General features: G+C 64.2%; 21 protein-coding genes. 13 read left to right on the plus strand and 8 right to left on the minus strand.

What is annotated here, in order from left to right; translation table 11 throughout:
- Positions 1–2 precede the first annotated feature (2 nt).
- The 9 genes from frr to rpmE all read left to right on the plus strand — a co-directional run bounded on the left by frr (position 3) and on the right by rpmE (position 8,759).
- Positions 3–560, plus strand: coding sequence for a ribosome recycling factor (gene frr / locus OU999_06335; GenBank protein ID WAC24801.1), 558 nt, complete (start codon positions 3–5; stop codon positions 558–560).
- Between the two features lie 65 nt (positions 561–625).
- Positions 626–1,333 carry an isoprenyl transferase gene (locus OU999_06340; GenBank protein WAC25365.1) on the plus strand — a complete coding sequence of 236 codons (708 nt, stop codon included), beginning with the start codon at positions 626–628 and terminating at the stop codon, positions 1,331–1,333.
- Positions 1,320–2,126 (plus strand): phosphatidate cytidylyltransferase, encoded by an 807-nt coding sequence (locus OU999_06345; protein WAC25366.1) that lies wholly within the window; start codon positions 1,320–1,322, stop codon positions 2,124–2,126. The genes OU999_06340 and OU999_06345 overlap by 14 nt, the downstream gene beginning before the upstream one ends.
- Before the next feature lie 7 nt (positions 2,127–2,133).
- Complete coding sequence (dxr, locus tag OU999_06350) at positions 2,134–3,345, plus strand: 1-deoxy-D-xylulose-5-phosphate reductoisomerase (GenBank protein WAC24802.1); 1,212 nt, start codon at positions 2,134–2,136, stop codon at positions 3,343–3,345.
- Positions 3,346–3,348: 3 nt separating this feature from the next.
- On the plus strand, positions 3,349–4,461 hold the full coding sequence (gene rseP / locus OU999_06355) for an RIP metalloprotease RseP (protein ID WAC24803.1): 1,113 nt from the start codon (positions 3,349–3,351) through the stop codon (positions 4,459–4,461).
- Positions 4,462–4,576: 115 nt separating this feature from the next.
- The gene (gene bamA, locus OU999_06360) at positions 4,577–7,261 is read left to right on the plus strand and encodes an outer membrane protein assembly factor BamA (GenBank protein ID WAC24804.1); all 2,685 of its coding nucleotides are present in this window, start codon (positions 4,577–4,579) and stop codon (positions 7,259–7,261) included.
- Positions 7,261–7,947: an OmpH family outer membrane protein gene (locus OU999_06365; GenBank protein WAC24805.1), complete on the plus strand. Its 687-nt coding sequence runs from the start codon at positions 7,261–7,263 to the stop codon at positions 7,945–7,947. The genes bamA and OU999_06365 overlap by 1 nt, the downstream gene beginning before the upstream one ends.
- Before the next feature lie 9 nt (positions 7,948–7,956).
- Positions 7,957–8,415: a 3-hydroxyacyl-ACP dehydratase FabZ gene (gene fabZ, locus OU999_06370; protein ID WAC24806.1), complete on the plus strand. Its 459-nt coding sequence runs from the start codon at positions 7,957–7,959 to the stop codon at positions 8,413–8,415.
- Between the two features lie 113 nt (positions 8,416–8,528).
- Positions 8,529–8,759 carry a 50S ribosomal protein L31 gene (gene rpmE, locus OU999_06375; protein ID WAC24807.1) on the plus strand — a complete coding sequence of 77 codons (231 nt, stop codon included), beginning with the start codon at positions 8,529–8,531 and terminating at the stop codon, positions 8,757–8,759.
- Positions 8,760–8,902: 143 nt separating this feature from the next.
- Here the strand turns inward: rpmE and alaS are convergent, their stop codons facing one another.
- From alaS to dapA, 7 genes are all read right to left on the minus strand, one after another.
- Positions 8,903–11,563: an alanine--tRNA ligase gene (alaS, locus tag OU999_06380; GenBank protein ID WAC24808.1), complete on the minus strand. Its 2,661-nt coding sequence runs from the start codon at positions 11,561–11,563 to the stop codon at positions 8,903–8,905.
- A 160-nt stretch (positions 11,564–11,723) separates the two neighbouring features.
- On the minus strand, positions 11,724–12,809 hold the full coding sequence (gene recA / locus OU999_06385; protein WAC24809.1) for a recombinase RecA: 1,086 nt from the start codon (positions 12,807–12,809) through the stop codon (positions 11,724–11,726).
- A 121-nt stretch (positions 12,810–12,930) separates the two neighbouring features.
- On the minus strand, positions 12,931–13,275 hold the full coding sequence (locus OU999_06390) for a response regulator (GenBank protein WAC24810.1): 345 nt from the start codon (positions 13,273–13,275) through the stop codon (positions 12,931–12,933).
- A 15-nt stretch (positions 13,276–13,290) separates the two neighbouring features.
- A complete protein-coding gene (locus tag OU999_06395) occupies positions 13,291–15,708 on the minus strand; it encodes an ATP-binding protein (GenBank protein ID WAC25367.1) in 2,418 nt (805 codons plus the stop codon).
- A 161-nt stretch (positions 15,709–15,869) separates the two neighbouring features.
- The gene (locus tag OU999_06400) at positions 15,870–16,385 is read right to left on the minus strand and encodes a DUF2062 domain-containing protein (protein ID WAC25368.1); all 516 of its coding nucleotides are present in this window, start codon (positions 16,383–16,385) and stop codon (positions 15,870–15,872) included.
- A gap of 270 nt (positions 16,386–16,655) precedes the next feature.
- Complete coding sequence (gene smpB / locus OU999_06405) at positions 16,656–17,138, minus strand: SsrA-binding protein SmpB (protein ID WAC24811.1); 483 nt, start codon at positions 17,136–17,138, stop codon at positions 16,656–16,658.
- Positions 17,138–18,013, minus strand: a complete 876-nt coding sequence (gene dapA, locus OU999_06410; GenBank protein ID WAC24812.1) for a 4-hydroxy-tetrahydrodipicolinate synthase — start codon at positions 18,011–18,013, stop codon at positions 17,138–17,140. Before dapA ends, smpB begins: the two co-directional genes overlap by 1 nt.
- A gap of 97 nt (positions 18,014–18,110) precedes the next feature.
- On the opposite strand from dapA, the gene OU999_06415 reads away from it, so the two are divergent.
- From OU999_06415 to OU999_06430, 4 genes are all read left to right on the plus strand, one after another.
- Positions 18,111–20,165 carry a lytic transglycosylase domain-containing protein gene (locus tag OU999_06415; protein WAC24813.1) on the plus strand — a complete coding sequence of 685 codons (2,055 nt, stop codon included), beginning with the start codon at positions 18,111–18,113 and terminating at the stop codon, positions 20,163–20,165.
- A gap of 35 nt (positions 20,166–20,200) precedes the next feature.
- Positions 20,201–20,680 carry a GreA/GreB family elongation factor gene (locus OU999_06420; protein ID WAC24814.1) on the plus strand — a complete coding sequence of 160 codons (480 nt, stop codon included), beginning with the start codon at positions 20,201–20,203 and terminating at the stop codon, positions 20,678–20,680.
- A gap of 242 nt (positions 20,681–20,922) precedes the next feature.
- Positions 20,923–22,320: a hypothetical protein gene (locus tag OU999_06425; protein WAC24815.1), complete on the plus strand. Its 1,398-nt coding sequence runs from the start codon at positions 20,923–20,925 to the stop codon at positions 22,318–22,320.
- 115 nt (positions 22,321–22,435) lie between these two features.
- Positions 22,436–23,140: a hypothetical protein gene (locus OU999_06430; protein WAC24816.1), complete on the plus strand. Its 705-nt coding sequence runs from the start codon at positions 22,436–22,438 to the stop codon at positions 23,138–23,140.
- Positions 23,141–23,144: 4 nt separating this feature from the next.
- Here the strand turns inward: OU999_06430 and OU999_06435 are convergent, their stop codons facing one another.
- A complete protein-coding gene (locus OU999_06435) occupies positions 23,145–24,578 on the minus strand; it encodes an aldehyde dehydrogenase family protein (GenBank protein WAC24817.1) in 1,434 nt (477 codons plus the stop codon).
- Between the last annotated feature and the right edge of the window lie 50 nt (positions 24,579–24,628).

Genomic DNA, 24,628 nt, shown 5'->3' on the forward strand with positions numbered 1-24,628 from the left:
CTGTGGCACAGTTTGACAAGAAGGACCTCGAGCGCCGGATGAATGGCGCGGTCGAATCGCTGAAGGGGGATCTTTCCGGCCTGCGCACTGGCCGCGCCAACACCACCCTGCTCGATCCCGTAACGGTCGAGGTCTATGGCGCGCAGATGCCGCTGACCCAGATCGCTACCGTTTCCGCGCCCGAACCGCGCATGCTTTCGGTGCAGGTCTGGGACAAGTCGAATGTCGGACCGGCGGACAAGGCGATCCGTTCGGCGGGCCTCGGCCTCAACCCGATCGTCGATGGCCAGACGCTGCGTCTGCCGATCCCCGACCTCACCGAAGAGCGCCGCAAGGAGCTGGCCAAGCTTGCCGGGCAATATGCGGAAAAGGCCCGCGTCGCGATCCGCAACGTCCGCCGCGATGGCATGGACGCGCTGAAGACCGACGAGAAGAAGGGCGAGATCAGCGAGGACGAGCGCAAGCGCTTCGAGACCGAAGTGCAGAAGCTGACCGATGACATGATCGCCCAGGCCGATGCCGCCGCAACCCATAAGGAAAAGGAAATCCTGGGCCAGTGATCTTCCGCCCGGGCTCCAAGCTTTCTGAGGCACAGGCGCAGTCCGCCACGCACAGCCATGTCGATATGGCCAAGGCGTGCGGAGTGCGCCATGCCGCCATCATCATGGATGGCAATGGCCGCTGGGCTTCCCGGCGCAGCCTGCCCCGCTTTGTCGGCCACAAGCAGGGCGTGGAGGCGGTGCGCACCACGGTCCGCGCCGCGCGCGACATGGGGCTGGAAGCGCTGACGCTCTACGCCTTTTCCTCGGAAAACTGGAAGCGCCCGGAAGACGAGATTTCGGACCTGATGGGGCTGCTGCGCCACTTCATTCGCGCCGATGTCGACGAATTCATTGCCAACAACGTGCGGCTCAAGATCATCGGCAATTACCGTGCGCTTGCGCCCGATCTGGTCGAGATGATCGATGATGTCGTGCAACGCACCGCGCATAACACCGGCACGACCCTGGTCATCGCGCTCAACTATGGCGCGCAGGACGAGCTGGTTCGCGCCGCCCGCGCATTGGCCGCAGCTGCCGCACGGGGCGAGATTTCTGCCGATTCCATCGAAGCGGCGCATATCGATGCCGCGCTCGACACCAGCGATCTGCCGCCGCTCGATCTGCTGATCCGCACCTCGGGCGAACAGCGGCTCAGCAATTTCCTGCTCTGGCAGGCAGCCTATGCCGAGCTGTATTTCACCGAAACGCTCTGGCCCGATTTCAACGGCGACAGCCTGGCCGAAGCCCTGACCACCTATGCCACCCGCGAAAGGCGCTTTGGTGGCCGCTGACCCCGTCCGGCGATCGCTATTCGGCCAGGATCTGGCAGTTCGCACGGTTTCCGGCCTGGTGCTGGTCGCGATTGCAGGGACCGCGCTCTGGCTCGGGGGGATCGCCTTCTGGCTGCTGCTGATGGCGGGTGCGCTCGCCATGCAGCATGAATGGGCGGGGCTGGTCGGGCGGATGGAGCGCCGCCGCCTGTCGATGCTGGCGCTGATGGCTCCGCTGTCGATGCTCTCGCCATTTGCCGATGGCCCGGGCTTTCTCTCGCTTGGCTTCATCATCGGTGGCGCGTTCTTCATCGCCGCAGTCGATCGCGGATTCCGCCTCGCAACGGGCGTGCTCTACTGCGCGCTGCCGGTGATGGCGCTGCTCTATCTGCGTCAGCAGGACAATGGTTTCCTCCTGGCGTTCTGGACGATGGCCACGGTCTGGGCGACCGATATCGGCGCCTATTTTGCCGGGCGCGGCATTGGCGGGCCCAAGATCGCGCCGACGATCAGCCCCAGCAAGACCTGGGCTGGCCTCGCCGGCGGCATGACCGCAGCACTGCTGTTCGCACTGCTGCTGCGCGAGCATTTCGACCTGCCCTATATCCTGGTGCTGGCCAGCGCACCGCTGGCGGTCATCGCGCAAATGGGGGATTTTCTGGAAAGCTGGATGAAACGCCAGGCAGGCGTCAAGGATTCGGGCGCGCTGATCCCCGGCCATGGCGGAATCCTCGATCGGGTCGATGGACTCGTCCCGGTCGCGCCCGTCGTCGCAACGCTGGTTGCAGCCAACGCCTTTTGGGCGCTAGGATAAGCATTCCATGTCGCGACCCGAAATTTTCTCTCCCGGCCTGATCGTGCCGCCGCCATCCGCGCAGCCGCGCTCGATCAGCATCTTCGGTGCGACCGGATCGGTCGGCACGTCGACGCTCGACCTCATCCGCTTCAACCCTTCTGCCTATCGCATCGTCGCGCTGACCGCGCATAGCGATGCAGAGGGCCTCGCGAAACTCGCGCGCGAATTTTCCGCCGAGGTCGCGGTCATCGGCGATCCGGCCCAGCATCAAAAGCTGGCAGACGCGCTGGAGGGCACCAGCACCCAGGCCTGGTCAGGCCCCGAGGCGCTGCTCGATGCCGCCGACCTCGATGCCGACTGGACGATGGCCGCGATTGTCGGTTGTGCAGGGCTGGCACCGATCATGCGCAGCCTGCTGCGCGGACGAAGCGTCGCGCTCGCCAACAAGGAGGCTCTGGTCTCTTCCGGCGCACTGATGATCGAGGCCGCGCGCAACAGCGGCGCGATCCTGTTGCCGGTGGATTCGGAGCACAACGCGATCTTCCAGTGCCTTGCGGGCGCTTCCTACGATCAGGTGGAAAGCATCACGCTGACCGCGAGCGGCGGGCCTTTCCGCACCTGGACGCTCGATCAGATGCGCGCAGCCAGGCCCGAACAGGCGGTGGCGCACCCCAATTGGTCGATGGGGGCCAAGATTTCGGTCGATAGCGCGACGATGTTCAACAAGGGGCTCGAACTGATCGAGGCCTATCACCTGTTCCCGGTCGGGCTCGATGCCATCCGCATCCTGGTTCACCCGCAATCGGTGATCCATTCGATGGTCGAATATCGCGACCGTTCCACGCTGGCACAATTGGGCGCGCCCGACATGCGCATCCCGATCGCCTCGGCGCTGGCCTGGCCGGACCGGATCGCCACCAACTGCGCGCCGCTCGATCTGGCCACCATCGGCCAGCTGACCTTCGAACCGCTGGATAACGAGCGCTTTCCCGGTCCCGGCATCTGCCGCCAGGCGATCGCTGCCGGTGGCGGCGCGCCTGCCATCCTGAACGCGGCGAACGAAATCGCGGTCGCCGCGTTTCTGGGCGGCAAGATCGGATTCCTCGATATTGCCGCAATTGTATCGGATGTTCTGGCAGGCTATAGCCCGCCAAGCCCACAAAGCCTGCAGGACGTGCTGGCAATCGACCGAGAGGCGCGCGCGCATGCCGCCGCCGCCGTGCAGACCAGGAACTGACACTTGAACGAAAATCCCGGCTTCTTGCTGACCGTCATCGCCTTTCTGCTCGTGCTCGGCCCCTTGGTCTTCGTGCATGAAATGGGGCATTATCTGGTCGGACGCTGGTTCGGGGTGAAGGCGGAATCCTTCTCGATCGGCTTCGGGCGCGAGATTGCCGGCTGGACCGACAAGCGTGGCACGCGCTGGAAGCTGGGCATGCTGCCGCTGGGCGGTTATGTGCAGTTTGCCGGTGACATGGACCCGTCGAGCCGCTCCGATCCGAACTGGGTGGCGCTACCCGCCGAAGAGCGCAACCGCACCTTCCAGTCGAAAAGCCTGTGGCAGCGCGCGCTGATCGTGTTCGCAGGGCCTGCGATCAATTTCCTTTTCGCGATCCTGATCCTCGCCGGCTTTGCCTTTGCCTACGGCAAGAGCGTCACGCCGCCGGTGGTTGCAGGCGTGCTGCCGGGGTCGGCGGCGGCCGAAGCCGGATTGCTGCCCGGCGACCGTATCATTTCTATCGATGGCGAGCAGGTCGAATGGTTTGACGAGGTCGGCCGCCGCATCGCGCACCGCCCGGATGAGCGCATCACCATGCGCGCGGAACGCGCCGGCAAGGAGCGCACGTTCGACTTCAGGATCGGCGTCGACATTCAGAAGGACCGGTTCGGCAACGAATATCGCATCGGCCGCCTGGGCATCATGTCGGCCCAGCCCGTCGTGCGCCCCGTATCGCTAGTGGAAGCGCCCGTGGTGGCGGTGGAGCGCACCGGCGATATCGTGCGGCTGATGGTGGCGACCCTGGGTCAGGTCATCACCGGTCGGCGCTCCGTCTCCGAACTCGGCGGCCCGCTGAAAATCGCGCAGGTTTCCGGCGAGCAACTCTCCGCCGGGCTGGACGATTTCATCTTCTTTATCGCGCTGATCTCAATTAATTTGGGGTTCATCAATCTGCTGCCAATCCCCATGCTCGATGGCGGCCATCTGCTGTTCTATGCGATCGAGGGTATCCGGCGCAAACCGGTCAATCCAAAGGTCATGGAATGGGCGTTCCGTTCGGGCCTGGCAGCTGTGCTGGCCCTTATGGTGTTCGTGACCGTCAACGATCTGGCATCGTTCGGCCTGCTCGGCTGAAAGACGGTTGATTGATTGCGGCGGATGATGCAGGGGTTTGCGCACCGGGGCGGGTTATCGGACGGCAATGCAGGGACCGTTCGGTGTTTTTTGGCTTAGGGTGGGTCTTTTTTCCGTGAAATCTGAACACAAAATCGCCATCGGCGCGCGTGCCCTCGGCCTGCTGCTGAGTTCCACCGTTCTGGCGGGAAGCGCCAGCACAGCCTTTGCGCAGACCGCAGGGCCGGCAGCGCCCGCGCCTGCCGCGCCTCAGGCAGCAGTACCGGCCCCTGCCCTGCCCCAGGGGCAGCAGATCCGGTCGATCACCATCAATGGTTCGCAGCGTATCGAGGCGGATACCGTACGTTCGTATATCCAGCTGCGCGTGGGCGACATCTATACCCAGGTCGCGGCCGACCAGGCGCTGCGCGACCTGTTCGAGACCGAGCTGTTCGCTGACGTTTCCATCCGCAACAATGACGGCGCGGTCGTGATCGACGTCAAGGAAAACCCGGTCATCAACCGCGTGATCCTGGAAGGCAACAAGCGGATCAAGGAAGACAAGATCCTTCCCGAAATCCGCCTCTCGCCGCGTCAGATCTTCACCCGCACCAAGGTGCGCGCCGACGTCGCCCGCATCATCGAGCTGTACAAGCGCCAGGGCCGTTTCGCCGCGACCGTCGAGCCGAAAATGGTCCAGCAGGACCAGAACCGCGTCGATGTGGTGTTCGAAATCAACGAAGGCCCGCGCTCCAAGGTCCGCCAGATCAACATTCTGGGCAACGAGAAATTCTCCGACGGAGAGCTGCGCGGCGAGATGGCGACCAAGCAGTCGCGCTTCTACCGTTTCTTCAGCTCGGGCGATTCCTACGATCCCGACAAGCTGGCCTATGACCAGCAGAAGCTGCGCCAGTTCTACCTGACCCAGGGCTATGCCGATTTCCGCGTGATCTCTGCGGTGGCCGAGCTGACCCCCGACAAGCGCGACTTCATCATCACCTATGTCGTCGAGGAAGGCGATCGCTACAAGTTCGGCGATGTCGGCGTCGACAGCCAGATTCGCGACTTTTCCGAAGACGGGCTGAAGGCCCAGCTGCCGATGAAGACCGGCGACTGGTACAATGCCAAGCTGGTCGAGGACACGGTCGAGCAGCTGAGCGAGACGGCAGGCCTGTTCGGCTATGCCTTTGCGGACGTGCGGCCGAATTTCAACCGCAACCGCGAAACGCTCACCATGGACATCACGTTCGAGCTCGCGGAATCGGCGCGCGTCTATGTCGAGCGGATCGACATCAACGGTAACACGCTCACCCAGGACAAGATCGTCCGGCGCGAATTCCGCCTCAACGAGGGCGATGCGTTCAACAGCTTCCTGGTGAAGCGTTCGGAAAACCGCATCAACTCGCTCGGTTATTTCCAGGAAAAGTTCGAGATCGAACAGAAGCAGGGCAGCGCACCTGACCGCATCATCCTGGAAGCCAATGTCGAGGAAAAGGCGACTGGCGAGCTTCAGCTCTCCGCCGGTTTCTCGTCGATCGAGAACTTCATCCTGCAGGCCTCGATCCGCCAGCGCAATTTCCGCGGCAAGGGCCAGACTGTCGGCCTCAGCATCAACTATTCGCGCTTCTCGCAGGGCGTGAACCTGAGCTTCACCGAACCCTATGTGTTCGACAAGAACATCTCGTTCGGCGCGGACATCTTCCGCCGTGACCTCAACAGCTTCAACTTTGTCGGCAATTCGCGCAACACCACGTTCGAACAGCTGACCACCGGCGCATCGTTCCGCCTGGGCGTTCCGCTGACCGAATATGTCTCGGCCCTGCTGCGCTACTCGCTGACGGTCGATGACGTGACGCTCGACCGGACCCAGTTCTTCTCTGACCTTGACGGCAACGGCACGCTGGAGTGCGACCCCGTGCGCGCAGGCTTCTTCCTGTGCGACAACCTGGGCCAGCGCACCACGTCGCTGATCGGCTATTCGCTGCTCTACGATAACCGCGACAACCGCATCCGCCCGACGCGCGGACAGAATATCACGCTGTCGCAGGATTTTGCCGGCCTTGGCGGTGCGGTGAGCTATCTGCGTACGCGCCTCAACGCGTCCAAGCACTGGCGTATCGGCCGCAGCGGCTTCATCCTTACCCTTGCGGCCGAAGGTGGCCATATCATCGCGTTCGAAGATCGCGGCACGCCGGCGCAGGGCATTGACGACATCCGCCTGACCGACCGCTTCTTCCTGGGGCAGCCGCAGATCCGCGGTTTCGACATTCGCGGCGTCGGCCCGCGCGTCATTCGTACCGGCTTCACGCCTGAAATCGTCAACGGCGTGATCGTCAACACGCCGGTGACCGAGCGCCGCAACCGCGTCGATGACGCGCTGGGTGGCCGCTATTACTATCTCGCCCGTGCTGAGCTCGACATTCCGCTGGGCAGCGGCGCGCGCGAGCTGGGCCTGCGTCCCTCGGTGTTCGTCGATGCCGGCGCCGTGTTCGGCGTGGTCCGTCCGCTTCTGCAGACACCGCAGAACCGCGATGAAAATGGCAATCTGCTGTATCTTACGACGGCGACCGACGCGGCCGGAGCGGTGACGATCGTCAGCACAACCAATGCCACCGATGCCAATGGCCGGGCCAACACTCCCAGCCTTTCCTTTACCGAACAGTTCTTTGGTGATTCGCCCAAGCCGCGTGTTTCGGTGGGCTTTGGCGTCAACTGGAACTCGCCATTTGGCCCGTTCCGCATCGATATTGCCCGCGCTCTGCTCAAGGAGCCGGGCGACGACACCCGTCTGTTCACATTCAACGTAGGGACCCAGTTCTGATGAAACTTCTTCTGAAATGCACCGCTGCTGCCCTGATGGCCGCAGGCACCCTGGCTTCGGGCGCGATTGCTCCCGTAGCCGCTCAGGCTGTCGCTGGCCTCGGCGTCGCCGATCAGCGCCGCGCCGTGATCGAATCGTCCGCCTTCGTCAACGCCAACAACGCGCGTCCGACGACCTACAAGGCGCAGTATGACGCGGCCCAGGCCAAGTCGAACCAGATCCGCCAGCAGCTCGAGCCGCTGGTGAACAAGTTCAACACCGACGTTCAGGCTCCCAACGCGCAGGCCAACCAGGCCGCGCTGCAGCAGCAGCTGGGCCAGATCCAGCAGCTGCGCGAGCAGGGTTCGCAGGAAGTGCAGGAAATCCTGCAGCCCGTCGCCCTGTCCGAAGCCTATGTGCTGGAACAGATCAGCGACAAGTTCGACGCCGCCGTGCGCGCTGCGATGACCAAGCGCAAGATCAGCATCGTGTTCGAAGTCGGATCGACCCTGGCGCACAATGACGCCTATGACCTGACCAAGGACATCACCGCCGAGCTGAACGCCGCCATCCCGACCGCACAGCTGGTGCCGCCGCAGGGCTGGCTGCCGCGCGCACAGCGTGAACAGCAGGCCCGTCAGGCCGCTGCTGCCGGTGCCGCTCCTGCACCTGCCGCGCCCGCCGCACAGCAGCCCGAAGGCCGGTAAACCCGACCGATGGCTGAGATGGAACAGGGCTACGACATTCTCAAGGTGATGGCGGCGCTTCCGCACCGCTATCCCATGCTGCTGGTGGACCGCGTGGCGCGGCTGGACATTGACCAGTCGATCCACGCGATCAAGGCCGTGAGCATGAACGAGCCGTTCTTCCAGGGCCATTTCCCTGCCCGCCCGATCATGCCCGGCGTTCTCATCATCGAGGCGCTGGCGCAGGCGGCGGGGATTTTGGCGGTGGAATCGCTGGGCCTGGCAGGCTCGGGCAAGCTGGTCTATTTCATGGCGATCGACGGTGCCAAGTTCCGCGCGCCGGTGGAACCCGGTGTGCTGCTCGACCTGCATGCCGAGTTCGAACAGAAGCGCGCCAAGGTGTGCAAGTTCAAGGCGCGCGCGGAAATGAACGGGAAGCTGGCCTGCGAAGTCGGCTTTACCGCGATGATCGCCGACCCGCCGGCCTGATCGGCGGACCCACTGCAAATCCCTTGCTTTTGACTGCGGGCAGCGTTATGCGCGCCGCTTCCCATTCATCCTGCGGGCTGGTCGGAACCAGCCATATTCAAGGACACGAGACAATGAAGAACGATATCCATCCCGACTATCACATGATCAATGTGAAGATGACCGACGGCACCGTGTACCAGACCCGCTCGACCTGGGGCAAGGAAGGCGACACGCTGCAGCTGGATATCGACCCGACCTCGCACCCGGCCTGGACCGGCGGCAACCAGCGCCTGATGGACGCAGGCGGCCAGGTTGCCCGCTTCAACAAGCGCTTTGGCGGCATCTCGCTCAAGAAGGGCTGAGACGCGCCCCTCGCTTGAGGAACCGCATCAAAAAGGGCTGCGAACCAGATGGTTTCGCAGCCCTTTTTTGTTGTCGAACAGAATGACTGCCCTCGCTCGTTGAGCGTTTCTGGTCCCTTGCCTTTACAAGGGACCAGAGAGAGTTACGCCGGAGCAGCCACCTTCTCGATCAGCGCACGGACTGCAGCGAGCGCGGCCTCTGCCTTGCTGCCATCGGGACCGCCGCCCTGCGCCATGTCCGGGCGACCGCCGCCACCCTTGCCGCCCAGGGCCTCGACCCCGGCACGTACCAGATCGACCGCGCTGATGCGGCTGGTGAGATCGTCGGTCACTGCGGCAGCGAATGCCGCGCGGCCTTCGTTGATCGCGATCATCACCGCAATGCCCGATCCGAGCGACGTCTTGGCCTGATCGAGCAGCCCGCGCAGTTCCTTGGGGTCCAGCCCGTCGATCACCTGGCCGGTGAAGCTCAGTCCGCCGACCGTCTCGACCGCAGCACCGGCCTTGCCTGCACCGCCGCCCAGCGCCAGCGCCTTGCGCGCTTCGGCCAGCTCGCGCTCGAGCGTGCGGCGCTCTTCGACCAGTGCGGCGATACGCGATTCGACCTCGTCGGGCGCGGTCTTGATCAGCGATGCGATCGCCTTCAGCCGCTCGTCACGGCCGACCAGCCATTGGCGTGCGCCTTCACCGGTCAGCGCCTCGATCCGGCGGACACCGCTCGACACCGCGCTTTCGGAAACGATGCGGAATATGCCGATATCGCCCAGCGCGCGGACATGCGTGCCGCCGCACAGTTCGACCGAATAATGCTTGTCGGTCGCGCGGCCCATCGAAAGCACGCGGACTTCCTCGCCATATTTCTCGCCGAACAGCGCGAGCGCACCAGCCTGGACGGCATCATCGGGGCTCATCAGCCGCGTCGTCACTGCTTCATTGGCGCGGATCTCGGCATTGACCTCGGCCTCGACGGCGGCGATCTCCGCCTCGCTCAGGGCCTTGGGATGCGAGAAGTCGAAACGCAGCCGATCGGGGGCGACCATCGATCCCTTCTGGGTCACGTGCCCGCCCAGATGATTGCGCAGCGCCGCGTGCAACAGGTGCGTGGCGCTGTGATTGGCGCGCAGCGCATCGCGGCGCTCGACATCAACGGCCAGGTGCACGGTGTCGCCCAGCTTGATGCTGCCGGTCTCGATCCGCGCCTGATGCGCGTGCAGCCGGCCCAGTGGCTTGGACGTATCGTCGACAATCGCCTTCAGCCCGGCGAGCGATGTTATCGCACCGGCATCGCCCATCTGACCGCCGCTTTCACCGTAGAACGGCGTCTGGTTGACCAGGATGGTGACCTTGTCGCCCGCAGTGGCACTGTCGATCTCGACGCCGTCGCGGACCAGAGCCACGATCTCGGCCTCGCCTTCGGTGGCGGTATAGCCGGTGAACTCGGTGCCGCCTGCGCGTTCGGCAATATCGTACCAGATCTCGGCCGAAGCAGCCTCGCCCGAGCCCTTCCAGGCAGCACGTGCGGCCGCCTTTTGCGCGGCCATCGCGGTATCGAAGCCGGCGCGGTCGACGCCGAGACCACGGCTGCGCAGCGCATCCTCAGTCAGGTCATAGGGGAAGCCATAAGTGTCATAGAGGCGGAAGGCGGTTTCGCCCGCCAGCACCGCGCCTTCGGCGAGGTCGGCGGTCGCCTCGTCGAGCAGCCTCAGGCCCTTGTCGAGCGTCTGGCGGAAGCGGGTTTCCTCGCGCTCCAGCGTTTCCTCGATCAGCGGCTGCGCGCGCACCAGTTCGGGGAAGGCCTGGCCCATTTCAGCGACCAGCGTCGGCACCAGCCGGTGCATCAGCGGATCGGCCGAACCCAGGATGTGCGCATGGCGCATCGCGCGGCGCATGATCCGGCGCAGCACATAGCCGCGGCCCTCATTGGCGGGCAGCACGCCATCGGCAATCAGGAACGAGGTGGCGCGCAGATGATCGGCAATGACGCGGTGGCTTGCCTGATTACCGCCCGTGGTCGCGGTGCCGGTTGCCTGGCCGGATGCCGCGATCAGCGCCTTGAACAGATCGATATCGTAATTGTCGTGCACGCCCTGCATGACTGCCGCGATGCGCTCGATGCCCATGCCGGTATCGATCGACGGGCGCGGCAGATTGGTGCGGCTGCCATCGGCATGCTGTTCATATTGCATGAACACCAGGTTCCAGATCTCGATGAACCGGTCACCATCCTCGTCGGGCGATCCCGGCGGGCCACCGAAGATATGGTCACCGTGATCGTAGAAGATTTCGCTGCACGGACCGCACGGGCCGGTATCGCCCATCGACCAGAAATTGTCCGAGGTCGCGATGCGGATGATGCGCTCATCGGGAAGCCCTGCGATCTTCTTCCACAGGCCGAACGCCTCGTCATCGGTGTGATAGACGGTGACGGTGAGCCTGTCGGCGGCCAGGCCCCAGGTCTTGTTGACCAGCGTCCAGGCGTGGTGGATCGCCTCTTCCTTGAAATAGTCGCCGAACGAGAAATTGCCGAGCATCTCGAAGAAGGTGTGGTGCCGCGCGGTATAGCCGACATTGTCGAGATCGTTGTGCTTGCCGCCGGCGCGCACGCATTTCTGCGACGAGGTGGCGCGCGGATTGCTGCGCGTCTCCAGCCCGGTGAACACGTTCTTGAACGGCACCATGCCCGCATTGACGAACATCAGCGTCGGGTCGTTATGCGGAACCAGCGGCGCAGAGGGCACGATGTCATGGCCGTTGCCCCCGAAATATTCGAGGAACGAACGCCGGATGTCATTTGTCGATGTCATGGCTGCGACATAAGGCGAGTTGAAGCGAGATTGAAGCAATATATGCGCAAAAATGAAGGGACAGAACCGCTTGCCTGCGGCCCTGCCCCCTTGATTTGTTCCAGCTTACCGATCACGGGCGCTACCGGACACTGCTGTCCACCGATCGCCCGGCACCCGATTACATGTCGTCGCCGACATCATCCTCGGCATCGGGCCCGGTCATCATCTCTTCGGCTACCTTGTCCTGCTGGCCGCGGATCAGACCTTCGATCTTGGCCATCATCTCGGGATGTTCCTTGAGGAAGGTCTTGGCATTCTCGCGTCCCTGGCCGATCCGCACCGAATCATGGCTGAACCAGCTGCCCGCCTTTTCAACGATGCCGGCCTTGACGCCGAGGTCGAGAATCTCGCCGATCTTGGAAATGCCCTCGCCATACATGATGTCGAATTCGACCTGCTTGAACGGCGGGGCGACCTTGTTCTTGACGACCTTCACCCGGGTGGTGTTGCCGACGATATCGTCGCGATCCTTGATCTGGCCGGTGCGGCGGATGTCGAGGCGGACCGATGCGTAGAACTTGAGCGCGTTGCCGCCGGTCGTGGTTTCCGGGTTGCCGTACATCACGCCGATCTTCATGCGCAGCTGGTTGATGAAGATCACCATGCAGCGCGAGCGGCTGATCGAACCGGTCAGCTTGCGCAGCGACTGGCTCATCAGACGGGCCTGCAGGCCGACATGGCTGTCGCCCATTTCGCCTTCGATTTCCGCGCGCGGCACCAGCGCCGCCACCGAATCGACCACCAGCACGTCGATCGCGTTCGATCGCACCAGCGTGTCGGTAATCTCGAGCGCCTGTTCGCCGGTGTCGGGCTGCGAGACGATCAGTTCGTCGATATTGACGCCCAGCTTCTTGGCATAGACCGGATCGAGCGCATGTTCGGCATCGACGAATGCCGCGGTGCCGCCGTTCTTCTGCGCCTCTGCAATCACGTGCAGCGCGAGCGTGGTCTTGCCCGAGCTTTCCGGGCCGTAGATTTCAATCACGCGGCCGCGCGGCAGACCGCCGACGCCCAGCGCAATGTCGAGCCCGAGCGAACCGGTGGAGATCGCCTCGACCTGCATCGCTTCCTTGGAGCCCAGCCGCATCGCCGACCCCTTGCCAAAGGCCCGGTCGATCTGAGCCAGCGCTGCATCGAGCGCCTTTTGCCTGTCCATGGATTTCGCCTCTTTCTCGGTCTGGATGAGTTTAAGCTGCCCGGCCATAGCCCTGCCCTCTCTTGCCTAGTTGCTCCGGACCTCCGGTGCAACGAATCAGTGATGTACCCGATGTGTTCTGATGGAACAGGTAGGGAACATCGCTGCGGAACGCAAGAGCATTCGCGCGTTACAACCGGCCGAGCGCCGCCTCCAGCGACGCCATCGTGTACGGCTTGGCCAGGGTCGGGGCCGATGCATGTTCCGCCGGGATGGTATCACCGCCGCCGGTCGCAAAAATATAGGGAATGCCCATGGCGCGCAGCGCATCGGCGAGCGGCCAGCATTTGTCGCGCCCCAGATTCACGTCGAGTATCGCCGCATCGAAGCCGCCAGCGCTGATCGCGGCCAGTCCGTCTTCCAGGCTTGCCACCATCGCGGCGATCTTGTGGCCCAACAGATCGATGAAATCTTCGAGCAGCATGGCAATCATCGCCTCATCCTCGGCGATCACAAAGGTCCTGGCGTCGCTCACGTCGGTCTCAATCCTTCAATCGCTGGGGGTGGCAGAAGCGGCGAGCGCGCCGTGCACGGCATCGACAATCTGCGCAACCGAAAATGGCTTGGGCAGGAAATGCACCTGATCGATCGAAATGCTCTGCCGCAGGGTTTCCTCGGCATAGCCCGACATGAACAGGATCGGCAGGCCGGGCATGCGCTTGCGCATCTCCACCGCCATGCCCGGGCCGTCCAGATTGGGCATGACAACGTCGCTGACCACCAGATCGAACGGGCCGCTATCGCCCAGCCGTTCCAGCCCATCCTCGCCATCGCTGGCGGTGACCACGGTAAAGCCCTGCCGCGTCAGCGCCCGTTCGGCCACCGCGCGGACCATGTCCTCATCCTCGACCAGCAGCAACCGCGCATGGCCCCATTGGCCGGGATTGACCTTGGCGGGCTTGCGGCTGCGCTGCTCGACCGCGCCGCCGCGATAGACCGGGAAATAGATCGAGAAGGTCGTGCCCTGGCCGGGTTCGGAATCGACGAAGATATAGCCGCCCGATTGCTTGACGATGCCATAGACGGTGGACAGCCCGAGCCCCGTGCCCTTGCCCACTTCCTTGGTGGTGAAGAACGGCTCGAAGATGCGCGCCTGGACATCGGGCGGAATGCCGACGCCGCCATCCTCCACCAGGATCGCGCTGTAATCGTCGACCGGCAGGATATCGCTCGCCATCGCGCGCACATCGGCTGCCGTCACCTTGCGGGTGCGGATGGTCAGCGTACCGCCCGGCGGGCGCTTGGAGAGCATCGCATCGCGGCCATTGACCGCAAGGTTGACGATCACCTGTTCCAGCTGGCCAGGGTCGGCGCGCACCGGCCCCAGATTGCGGTCGTGCTGCACCTCGAGCACGATCTTCTCGCCGATCAGCCGCTTGAGCAGTTCCGATGTGTCAGACACGATATCGGGCAGCTGCAGCACCTGCGGACGCAATGTCTGCTGGCGCGAGAACGCGAGCAGATGCCGCGTCAGCGAGGCCGCGCGGTTCGAGTTGCTGCGGATCTGCTGGATGTCATCATAGTCGCTGTCGCCGGGGCTGTGCCGCATCAGCATCAGGTCGCAATGGCCGATGATCGCGGTCAGCACATTGTTGAAATCATGCGCGACCCCGCCGGCCAGCTGCCCGATCGCCTGCATCTTGCTGGCCTGGGCCACCTGGCGCTTGAGGCGGCTTTCCTCGCTGTTATCCTTGATCGACAGCAGCACGGCGGCATCGCCCATGCCGCGCAGGCTGCCAAGCGACAGCGTCACCGGCTCGTCCGGCTGGTGGCGCAGGCGCAGCGCGACGTCGCCCGACATCGCCTGGCCGCTGGCATGGCGGCGCACCGCATCGGCGATCGCGCCCTTGTCTTCGCGCACCACCAGGTCACCCGGATAGGGCGGAAGCTCGGCCTCGGTAATGCCCGCCGCGCGCAGGAATGCATCGTTGGCGAACAGGAAGCGGCCGTCGCGGTCGGTCATCGCCAGCCCCACCGGCAACAGGCCGAGCAGCGTCTGGACATAGCCCAGCGCGGTGCCCTTATCGACGCCGCTTGCGTCCTCATCGATCAGCACGACCAGCGCGGGCGCCTTTTCCCGCTCGGCCGGATCGGTGACGTAGAGCGGATCGACCAATGGCAGGTGGAACAGCCGCAGCGGAACGCCCTTTCGGCCCTCGCGCTCGAAATAGATGCGGTTGCGTTCATCGGCGCGCAGGAAGCTGGCAAGATCGCGACCCACGACATTGCCCGCCTCCGCTCCCGCAGCGCGTGCGGCAAAGGCACTGTTGGCGGCGCGGATGCGGCCTTCCGGGCTGATCGCGGCGGCCATGAAGCCCCCCTCGCCCAGCGCGCGTCCGGGCCTGCCCGTCAGCAGCGCATCGGCTTCCAGCGCCAGATCGTGGCGCTGAACCGGCTCGAACCGCCAGAGCAGATAATCCTGCCCGCGCCCGACACGCCGCACCTGCGCTTCGATGGGCAGACCCGCCGCGACGAGCCCGCTGGCCGCGCCCTCGCCATCGCGCCAGGCGGCGCGGCCCGCCTCGGCCAGCAGATCGCCACCCTGGCCGGAAAGCGGCAGCTTGGGCGGCACCATCTCGGCCCCGAACTGATCGATGAAACGCTGGTTGGCGCAGATCATCCGCCCCGCTTCATCGGTGATGGCAATGGCGATCGTCGGATGGTCGGTCGCGGCAAAGGTCACCGACCAGTCGGGCATCACCTGCTGCACGGCAGCGCGCGCCGGAAACTGCTGGCGCACCAGCACGATCAGCGCTGCAATGCCCGCAAGCCCGGCCGCGAACAGCGCCAGCGGCACCCAGTCGCCGAGCGCGAGCCAGATCAGCGCGCCGCTCACCACCAGCCCGCCGACGATGATCAGCGCGGTGATGCGGGCGTCGGGCGTTTCGGAATCGGGCAGTGCAGGCAGCCATTCCGGCCAGTCAAGGTCGGTGCGGGCACGGGTGGTGGTCAAGGTCGTCGGATCCCCCTGGCGTGGCGAACGCGCTCAGCCTGTTCAGGTGATCGACGCTAGCGCAAGTTTTGCACCGTTACAAATTGCAGTTGCCCCTTAAAGCCAGCGGCGCGCGCTCAAGAGTGGCGCACCCGCGCCAGCCTGCGCCGTCTTTTGCCCGCAATCCAGATGCGCCAGCCGATGGCACTGACGACATAGCCGACCGCCGCCATAACGATCGCCAGCACGACCAGCCCGAAAGCGGTTATCGAGGCCGCCCCCGTCAGCCATTCCATCCAGGTTTCGACATGCGGCTGGTTGAGCGCGGTCGCGACCGGCTGCCCGAAGGTCGAGGCATCGACGCGCAGGATGAAGCTGCCGACATGATAGGCGGCAACCCACAGCAGCGGCGTGGTGAACGGGTTGGTGATGAAGGTGGTCAGCGCCGCGACGGGCACATTGGCGCGAAAGGGCAAGGCCAGCAGCGCAGCGCCAAAGATCTGGGCGATGGGCAGGATCACGCCGACCAGCACGCCCAGCGCAACGCCGCGGGGGACCGAACGCCGGGTGAACCGCCACAAGTCGGAGCGCAGGACGCGCGCGGCAAAAGGCTTGATGAAGCGGTTCTGCTCCATGCTCTCGCGCGTCGGCATGTTGCGCCCTACCCAGCGGGTGAAACGGCCTTCCGTCAACTCCAAACCCTTATGCCCTTTTGCTGCCCGCTTGAAGCGGCAGGGCCCATGTGGGAGCGCCGCCGCAAAAGGCCATAGCCTCAACGGATTAAAACGACGTTTACCCAGATTCGAAATCGACCGAATCGGGCTGCGACCCCGTTCGAGCACGGCCCATAGCGCGAAGCGGTGACCGCGCGCACGCTAAGTCACGAAGCGACGTTAATTTTCGACGGTTGGAGGCAGGTGCGATCAGCCACGGTCCCGCATCAACCGTCCTTGCTCGCGCTTCCATTCGCGTTCCTTGGTCGCCGCGCGCTTGTCGGGGGCCTTCTTGCCCTTGGCAAGTGCGAGTTCGACCTTGGCGCGGCCGCGGCCGTTGAAGAACACCGACAGCGGCACCAGCGTCATCCCCTGGCGGTTGACGGCACCATGCAGCTTGGCGATCTCGCGCGCGTGGAGCAGCAGCTTGCGCGGGCGCTTGGGCTCGTGGTTTTCGCGATTGCCATGGCTGTATTCGGGAATGTTCGAGTTGATCAGCCAGACCTGCTCGTCCTTGATCTCGGCATAGCTTTCCGCGATCGTGCCCTCGCCAAAGCGCAGCGACTTGACCTCGGTACCGGTCAGCGCGATCCCGGCTTCGTAGACGGTATCGATGGCATAGTCGTAGCGGGCGCGCCGGTTCTCGGCGACGATCTTCTTCTTGTCGAATGTCTCCGGCTTGGGCCGCGCCATCAGATCAACCCAGCATGGACGAGCGCGGCGTCAACCGCCTTGCGGCTCTTCTTGTCGGGCGGGGTCATCGGCAGGCGCAGATCGGGCAGGAAATCCGGACGGATACGGTGCAGCGCATATTTCACCGGGCCCGGCGAGGCATCGGAGAACATCGCCGAATGCAGCGGATACAGCCGGTCGTTGAGCGCCAGCGCGGTCTTGTAATCGCCCTTGGCCAGTGCCGACTGGAACTGCGCGCACAGCGACGGCGCGACATTGGCGGTGACCGAAATGCAGCCGACCCCGCCCATCGCGCGATGGCCCAGCGCCAGCTCGTCATTGCCCGACATCTGGCAGAATTTCTTGCCGCACTGCGCCCGCTGCGCGCTCACGCGTTCGAGGTCACCGGTCGCATCCTTGACGCCGATGATGGTCGGGAAACGCGACAGCTTGGCCATGGTCTCGACCTTGATGTCGGTCACCGTGCGCGCGGGCACATTGTACAGCATGATCGGCAGGTCGCATGCCTCGGTCAGCGCCTTGAAATGCGCGCGCACGCCGTCCTGGCCGGGGCGGTTGTAATAAGGCGGCACGACCAGCGCAGCGCTGGCCCCTGCCTTTTTGGCGTTGAGCATATGGCCGATGGCGACATTAGTGTCGTTCGATCCGCATCCGGCGATCACCGGCACACGCCCGGCCGCCTGTTCGACGCACACCCGCACGACATAGTCATGCTCCTCGATCGACATGGTCGCGGCCTCGCCGGTGGTGCCGCAGGGGACCAGCCCGGAACTGCCGTTCTCGATCTGCCAGTCGATCAGCGCGCGAAACGCGGGCTCGTCAAACGCTCCGTCGCGGAAGGGGGTCGCAAGGGCCGGAATTGAGCCGGAAAACATCGGGTAGCTCCTTTACCTTGCCCGCAAATCAGGCAAGAACGAATGCAATCACACGAAGGTTGCGTGTTCAGCGCCTGATAAGGATCGAAAGCGCATCATGTCCAGCATGGTTTCACGAATTGCAATCGCGCGCAGTACCGCCGCGCTACTCGCCCTGCCCCTGCTCGGCGTGCCCGCCGCCTGTCTCGCCAGCGATCAGAGCGCCGATTACGCGGCGACGGCCCCCAGCCGCACCGGCGATGGCAGCGACTGGGACCGCGCGCGCGCCAACCTGCTGCAGTCCATGCCCGCCGACATGTCCGGCACGATCGCCAATTGGCGGTCGCTGACCACGACGCCCAACAACTATACCTTCTCGACCTTTGCGAGCTTCCTGATCTCCAACCCCGGCTGGCCCGATGAGGACAAGATGCGCCGCAATGCCGAACAGGCGCTGGGAGCAGGTCCTGCTGCGCCGCAAGAGGTGGTCGCATTCTTCAACCGTTTCCCGCCGCTGACCAATGTCGGCCGCGCGCGCTACGCGATGGCGCTCGATGCCATGGGTCAGCGCGATGCGGCGCGCGGGGTAGCGGTCGCCGCCTGGCGCGGCGGCACGATGATGCCCGAGGACAAGATGCAGCTGTTCAGCCGCTTTGGGACGGACTTCACCGCTGCCGATCATGACGCACGGATGGATGCTTTGCTCTGGGCCAGGGCGACGCCCGATGCCGAGGAGCAGTTCGGCTATGTTTCGGCAGAGCGCCGCGCGGTGTTCGCCGCGCGCCTCGCGATGCTGAAGAACCTGCCCGATGCCGATGCGCTGGCCGGATCGCTGGGCGCAGAGGCGATGCGCGATTCCGGCTATGTCGCCCAGCGCGCGCGGCGTCTGGTCGATACCGGCAACTGGACCCTGGCGCGGCAAATGCTGGCAAGCCGCCCGGCCCTGCAATATCGCCCGGTCAATGCGGAAGGCTGGTACGAGCTGCTGCTGAGCCAGGCGCGCGCCGCGAGCAATGACGGGCAATATGCGCTTGCCTTCGATATCGCGTCCAAGGTCGATGATGCCTTTGCCCAGGGCCATGACATATCCGACGAGAGCCTGGGCGTGCGCGACGATTATACCAGCCTGACCTGGCTGGCGGGTACGGTGGCGCTGCAGAATCTGGGACGCCCGCGCGATGCCATCGGCATGTTCGCACGCTATGGCGGCGGTGCGCGCACCCCGCAGACCCGCTCCAAGGGCTTCTACTGGGCGGGCCGCGCAGCAGCCGTCTCGGGCGATCAGGCCGAGGCGATGCGCTATTTCGAAATGGCTGCCGCCTATCCCGACCATTATTACGGCCAGCTGGCCACCGAGCGACTGGGCCGCGAAATCGCGCCCTTTGCCGAAGCGCCGCGCGTGCAGGTGAGCGCGGTCGAGCGCGGGCGCTTCAACGCCAGCTCGCTGGTTCAGGCGACTCAGGCGATCTCGCGCAGCGGCGACTGGCCGACCCAGCGGCGTTTCTTTGGCGCGGTCGCGGCTTCGGCCAAGACCCCCGAAGAGCATGTGCTGGCCGCAGAGCTGGCACGGCAGATCGGGCGGCGCGACCTTGCGGTGATCGTCGGCCAGGCGGCCCGCTCCAAGGGGGTAGACGATCTGCAATCGCTCGCCTTCCCGCAAATGCCGGTCCCGCCCGGATCGCTGAGCAGCTGGACGATGATCCACGCCATCACCCGTCAGGAAAGCCAGTACGCCCCCAATGCCGTCAGCCATGCAGGGGCACGCGGCCTGATGCAGCTGATGCCGGGCACCGCCCGCGAGCAGGCAGGAAAGATGGGGTTGAGCTATTCGCTCGGCGCGCTGACCGATGACACCCAGTATAATATCCAGCTCGGCGCGGGCTATTTCAGCCGCATGATGGACTATTTCGGCGGCAGCTATCCGCTGGCGGTGGCGGCGTACAATGCTGGCCCCGGCAATGTGAACAAATGGCTGCGCGCCAATGGCGACCCGCGCATGGGCGGCATCGATATCGTCGAGTGGGTCGAGCGCATCCCGATCTTCGAGACCAAGAACTATGTCCAGCGCGTGCTGGAAAATGCGGTGGTCTATGACGTGATGCACCCCGAACGCGCCAATATGCGCGGGCGTGACAAGCTCAGCCGCTATCTCGGCAAGAATTCGCCGGGGTGATGTAAACCGCGAAAATTGGCGCTATGGGGCAGGCAATGGACCGTCCCAACCACATCACCCCGCAAGGCTATGCCGCCCTGAAGGCGCGCTACGACCAGCTGCTCGGCGTCGAGCGGCCCGCGATTGTCGAGATCGTCAGCTGGGCAGCGGGCAATGGCGATCGCAGCGAAAACGGCGACTATCTCTACGGCCGCAAGCGGATGCGCGAGATCGACCGCGAACTCAATCGCCTGGCCCGCAAGATGAAGGCCGCGCGGGTCATCGACCCTGCCGAACAGGCCGACAAGAGCCGGGTGTGGTTCGGAGCCGAAGTCGACATTGCCGATGAGGACGATAACTGGCGGACGCTGACGCTGGTCGGCGATGACGAGCAGGATGCCGCACAGGGCCGGATCGGCTGGAACGCCCCGCTGGCGCGCGCGCTGCGCGGTGCCGCTATCGGCGATCTGCGCACGGTGCGGCTGCCGGCGGGAACCAGGGAATATGAGGTCATGGCGATCCGCTATCCCGGCTGATACCGCCTTCATGCTCAACACACGTTTAACGCTGAAACTGTCGTATCCGTCCTATCTAGTTCATGTAACACGAAGTAAACCGCTCCTCGCGTGAACCAAGGCCGTGGTCGATGCCATCACGCCCATAAACATCAAAGATCCTCAACGCCCGAAATCACCATTTTGGTGATCGGGATTGCTTGTCCATGCCTCACCCTGCCCTCGATCGGCAGGCCGATGACGCTTGCCTGAAGGAAATTATCATGAATCCGGTATTATATTGGAATGCCATTCTTCTTGAGTGCTCGCGCCGTGACTTTACACGCGGTTTCAACAACGCCCAGCAGCCCGGCCCTATCCGTACTTCGCGGGCCATGGCGATCGTTCATCTTGCCATCCATGATGCCGTCGCGTTCAGCAGCGGCAATACCGGCGCGGCCTGGCTGAGCAAGAAGGGCATAGCCAACAGCATCGGCCCGGCACCGGCTGGCAGCGTTGGCGACATCATCGCCGGCGCGGCGGTGGTGACGCTGAAGGCGATGTACCCGCGCTATGGCATCTATATCGATGATTCGACCGGAGCGGTGAACGCAGGCCGCTTTGCCTATGGCCAGCAGGTCGGACAGGCGATCCTTGATGCGCGCGCGGCGGATGGATCGAATATCGACATCGCCACCAACCAGCCGGCCAATCCGGTCTATGGCCAGCATCGCGCCGATCCGTTCCAGCCTGGGCAGAACCGGTTGGGACCCGTCTGGGGCAATGTCACGCGCTTTACCGGCGCCGCCAACCAGCCGCTCGACCCGTTTCCCGGACTTGGGCTTTCCGACTATCTCAGCAATCCCGACTACAGGGACGACTTTGACGAGGTGCGCGAATTCGGCGCCAGGACGCGCGGCCAGCGGACCGCCGAACAGGAACGCATCGGCGTCTATTGGGGCTATGATGGCGCGATGAACCTCGGCGTACCGCCACGGCTGTACAACCAGGTCGCCCGCCGGGTGGTCGAACCGCTGGCGCTCAACATTCCGCGCGCGGCCGAACTGTTCGCGCAGCTCAACGTCGCCATGGCCGATGCGGGAATCGACGCGTGGCACTGGAAATATCAATATGACCTTTGGCGGCCCGTGGTCGGCCTGCGCGAAGAGGATGCAACGCGCGGTGGCGATCCGTTCTGGGCTCCGCTGGGCGCGCCGCAGACCAATACCGCAGGGCCGAGCACGCGCACGCCCAACTTCCCGGCTTATCCATCGGGCCATGCCACGTTCGGCGCAGCGCTGTTCCAGACCTTGCGGCTGGCGCTCAACACCGCACCGGGGCCGATCACGCTGAAGGATGTGCTCGATATCGAAACACATGACAGCGCGCCGATCGCCAAGGAGACCTTCAGCTTCGTCTCCGATGAGCTCGACGGCATCGCCAGCGATCCCGACGGATCGACCCGCACCCGGGTGGAAAAGAGTTTCGACAATTTTGCCGAGGCGGTGTGGGAAAACTCGGTGAGCCGCATCTATCTGGGCGTCCATTGGCGGTTCGATGGCATACCGCGCCGCGATGGCGAGAATATCGGCGGCGTACCGCTGGGCCTCGCGATCGGCGAAGAGGCGCACGACTTCTTCAATGCATCCCCCTCGCTCGGCGGGGTAGTGGTCACGCCCTGAACGCAGGCCGCATCGCTCGGCGCGGGCGATGCGGCCCCTGCCCTGAAGGCGTTGCCGGCAGCTCTTGCGACCGGCCGGCGCTTTGGTATCTTGTCGGCAACAGGGGGAGTTGCCGATGGATTTCATGGGGTTGCTGCGCTCGGTCGAGGACATATTGTTCGAGATCGTCAGCTGGTTGTATTTTTATCCGCGCACCTTTCTGCTCTCGTTATTCCGCCCGACCGAGATGATGGCTTATGCCGATGATGAGCTCGATGACCGTCCGCAGCAGCGCTATGAAAGCACCATCAATCCGCCCGTCTTCCTCATGATCACCATCGCGCTGGCCAGCACGGTCAGCGATGCGATCGTCGGACCGGAAGCCGTCCAGGAGGCGCTCAAGACCACGCCGGAATTCCTGAAGGACTGGAAGAACGACCTGATGTTCACCGCCTTCATTTTCAGCATTTATCCGCTGCTGCTGGCGATGGACCTGCTGCGCCACCGCAGGATCGCCATCGACCGCGGCTCGCTGCGCCCGCCCTTTTACAGCCAGTGCTTCGTCGCCGCGCCGTTCGGGCTCGCCAATTATGTCGCGCTCGCCTTCATGAGCGACACGACATACGAATACGAAATCATGGGCAGCTATTATGACGGGCTGTATATCGGTTTCCCGATCTTCCTGGCGACCCTAATCTGGTACACCGTGCTGCAGGCGCGCTGGTTCATCCGGGAGCTGGGCATTTCCAGGCTCAAGGGCACGTGGATCGCCGCGTTTGCCGTCTTCAAGGGCTTTTTCGTGACCTCATCGATCTTGCTGCTGATCGAGGGAACAAGCTGATCGCTCAGCCGCCCCGGATCAGCAGATTGCGGATCTCGGTCATGTCCTCCATCGCAAAGCGGATGCCCTCGCGGCCAAGGCCGGAATCCTTGACGCCGCCATAGGGCATGTTGTCGATGCGGAAGCTGGGCACGTCGTTGATGACGACGCCGCCGACATCGAGATGATCCCAGCAATCGAACATCTTGAACAGGTCGCGGGTGAACACGCCTGCCTGAAGCCCGAACTTGCTGTTGTTCACCTCGGCCATCGCCGCCTTGAAATCGGTGAAGCTCGACAGCACCGCGACCGGGCCGAACGCCTCTTCGGTGACGATTTTGGCGTCATGCGGCACGTTTTCGAGCAGCGTCGCTTCGAGCATCGCGCCATCGCGCTTGCCGCCGCACAGCAGCGTGCCGCCCTTGGCCACGGCTTCTTGGACCCAGCCATCAAGCCGGGTGGCCTCTTTCACATGGATCATCGGGCCGATGAACGTATCGCGATGCTTGGGGTCGCCAGCGACCAGCGTCGCGGTCTTGGCAACCAGCATGTCGCGGAACTTGTCGTAGATATCGGCATGGATCAGGATCCGCTGCACGCCGATGCAGCTCTGGCCCGACTGGTAGAACGCACCGAAGATCACGCGCTCCATCGCGTCTTCAAGGTTCGCATCGGCATCGATGATGACCGCCGCGTTGCCGCCCAGCTCCAACACCACCTTCTTCTTGCCGCAGCGCGCCTTGAGGTCCCAGCCCACATCGGGCGATCCGGTGAAGGACAAAAGCTTGAGCCGGTCATCGGTGGTGAACAGGTCCGCGCCGTCGCGGCTGGCGGGCAGGATCGAGAACGCGCCCTTGGGCAGATTGGTCTCGGCCAGCACCTCGCCCATGATGATCGCGCCCAGCGGCGTGCGGCTGGCGGGTTTCATCACGAACGGGCAGCCGACCGCGATGGCGGGCGCGACCTTGTGCGCAGCGAGATTGAGCGGGAAGTTGAACGGCGAAATGAACGAGCACGGACCGATCGGCACGCGCTTCCACATGCCGCGATAGCCCTTGGCGCGCGGGCTGATGTCCATAGTCTGGACCTCGCCGGCCATGCGCACCGATTCCTCTGCGGCGATGCGGAAGGTGTCGATCAGACGGCTGACCTCGCCCTCCGAATCCTTGATCGGCTTGCCCGCCTCGACGCACAGCGCATAAGCCAGCTCGTCGAACCGCTCCTTGAAGCGAGTGACGCAGTGGTTGAGCACATTCTGCCGCTCATAGCTCGGCATCGCCGCCATCGGCTCTGCCGCCTCAACCGCCCCTGCAATCGCCGCATCGATCGTCGCCGCATCGGCCTGGGCAACGCGGAACGCGACCTCGCCGGTGAACTTGTCGGTCACCTCAAGATCGGTATTGGGCTGCTGCGCCTCGTTGTTCAGATAGAGCGGGTAGACGGATTTGAGGCTGGTCATGTCGGATCCCTTGAAGCCCTCCCCCCTTCAGGGGAGAGGGCGTGCGCGGT

Origin of the sequence: Blastomonas sp. SL216, from assembly GCA_026625625.1 — a bacterium.
Classification (GTDB): Bacteria; Pseudomonadota; Alphaproteobacteria; order Sphingomonadales; family Sphingomonadaceae; genus Blastomonas.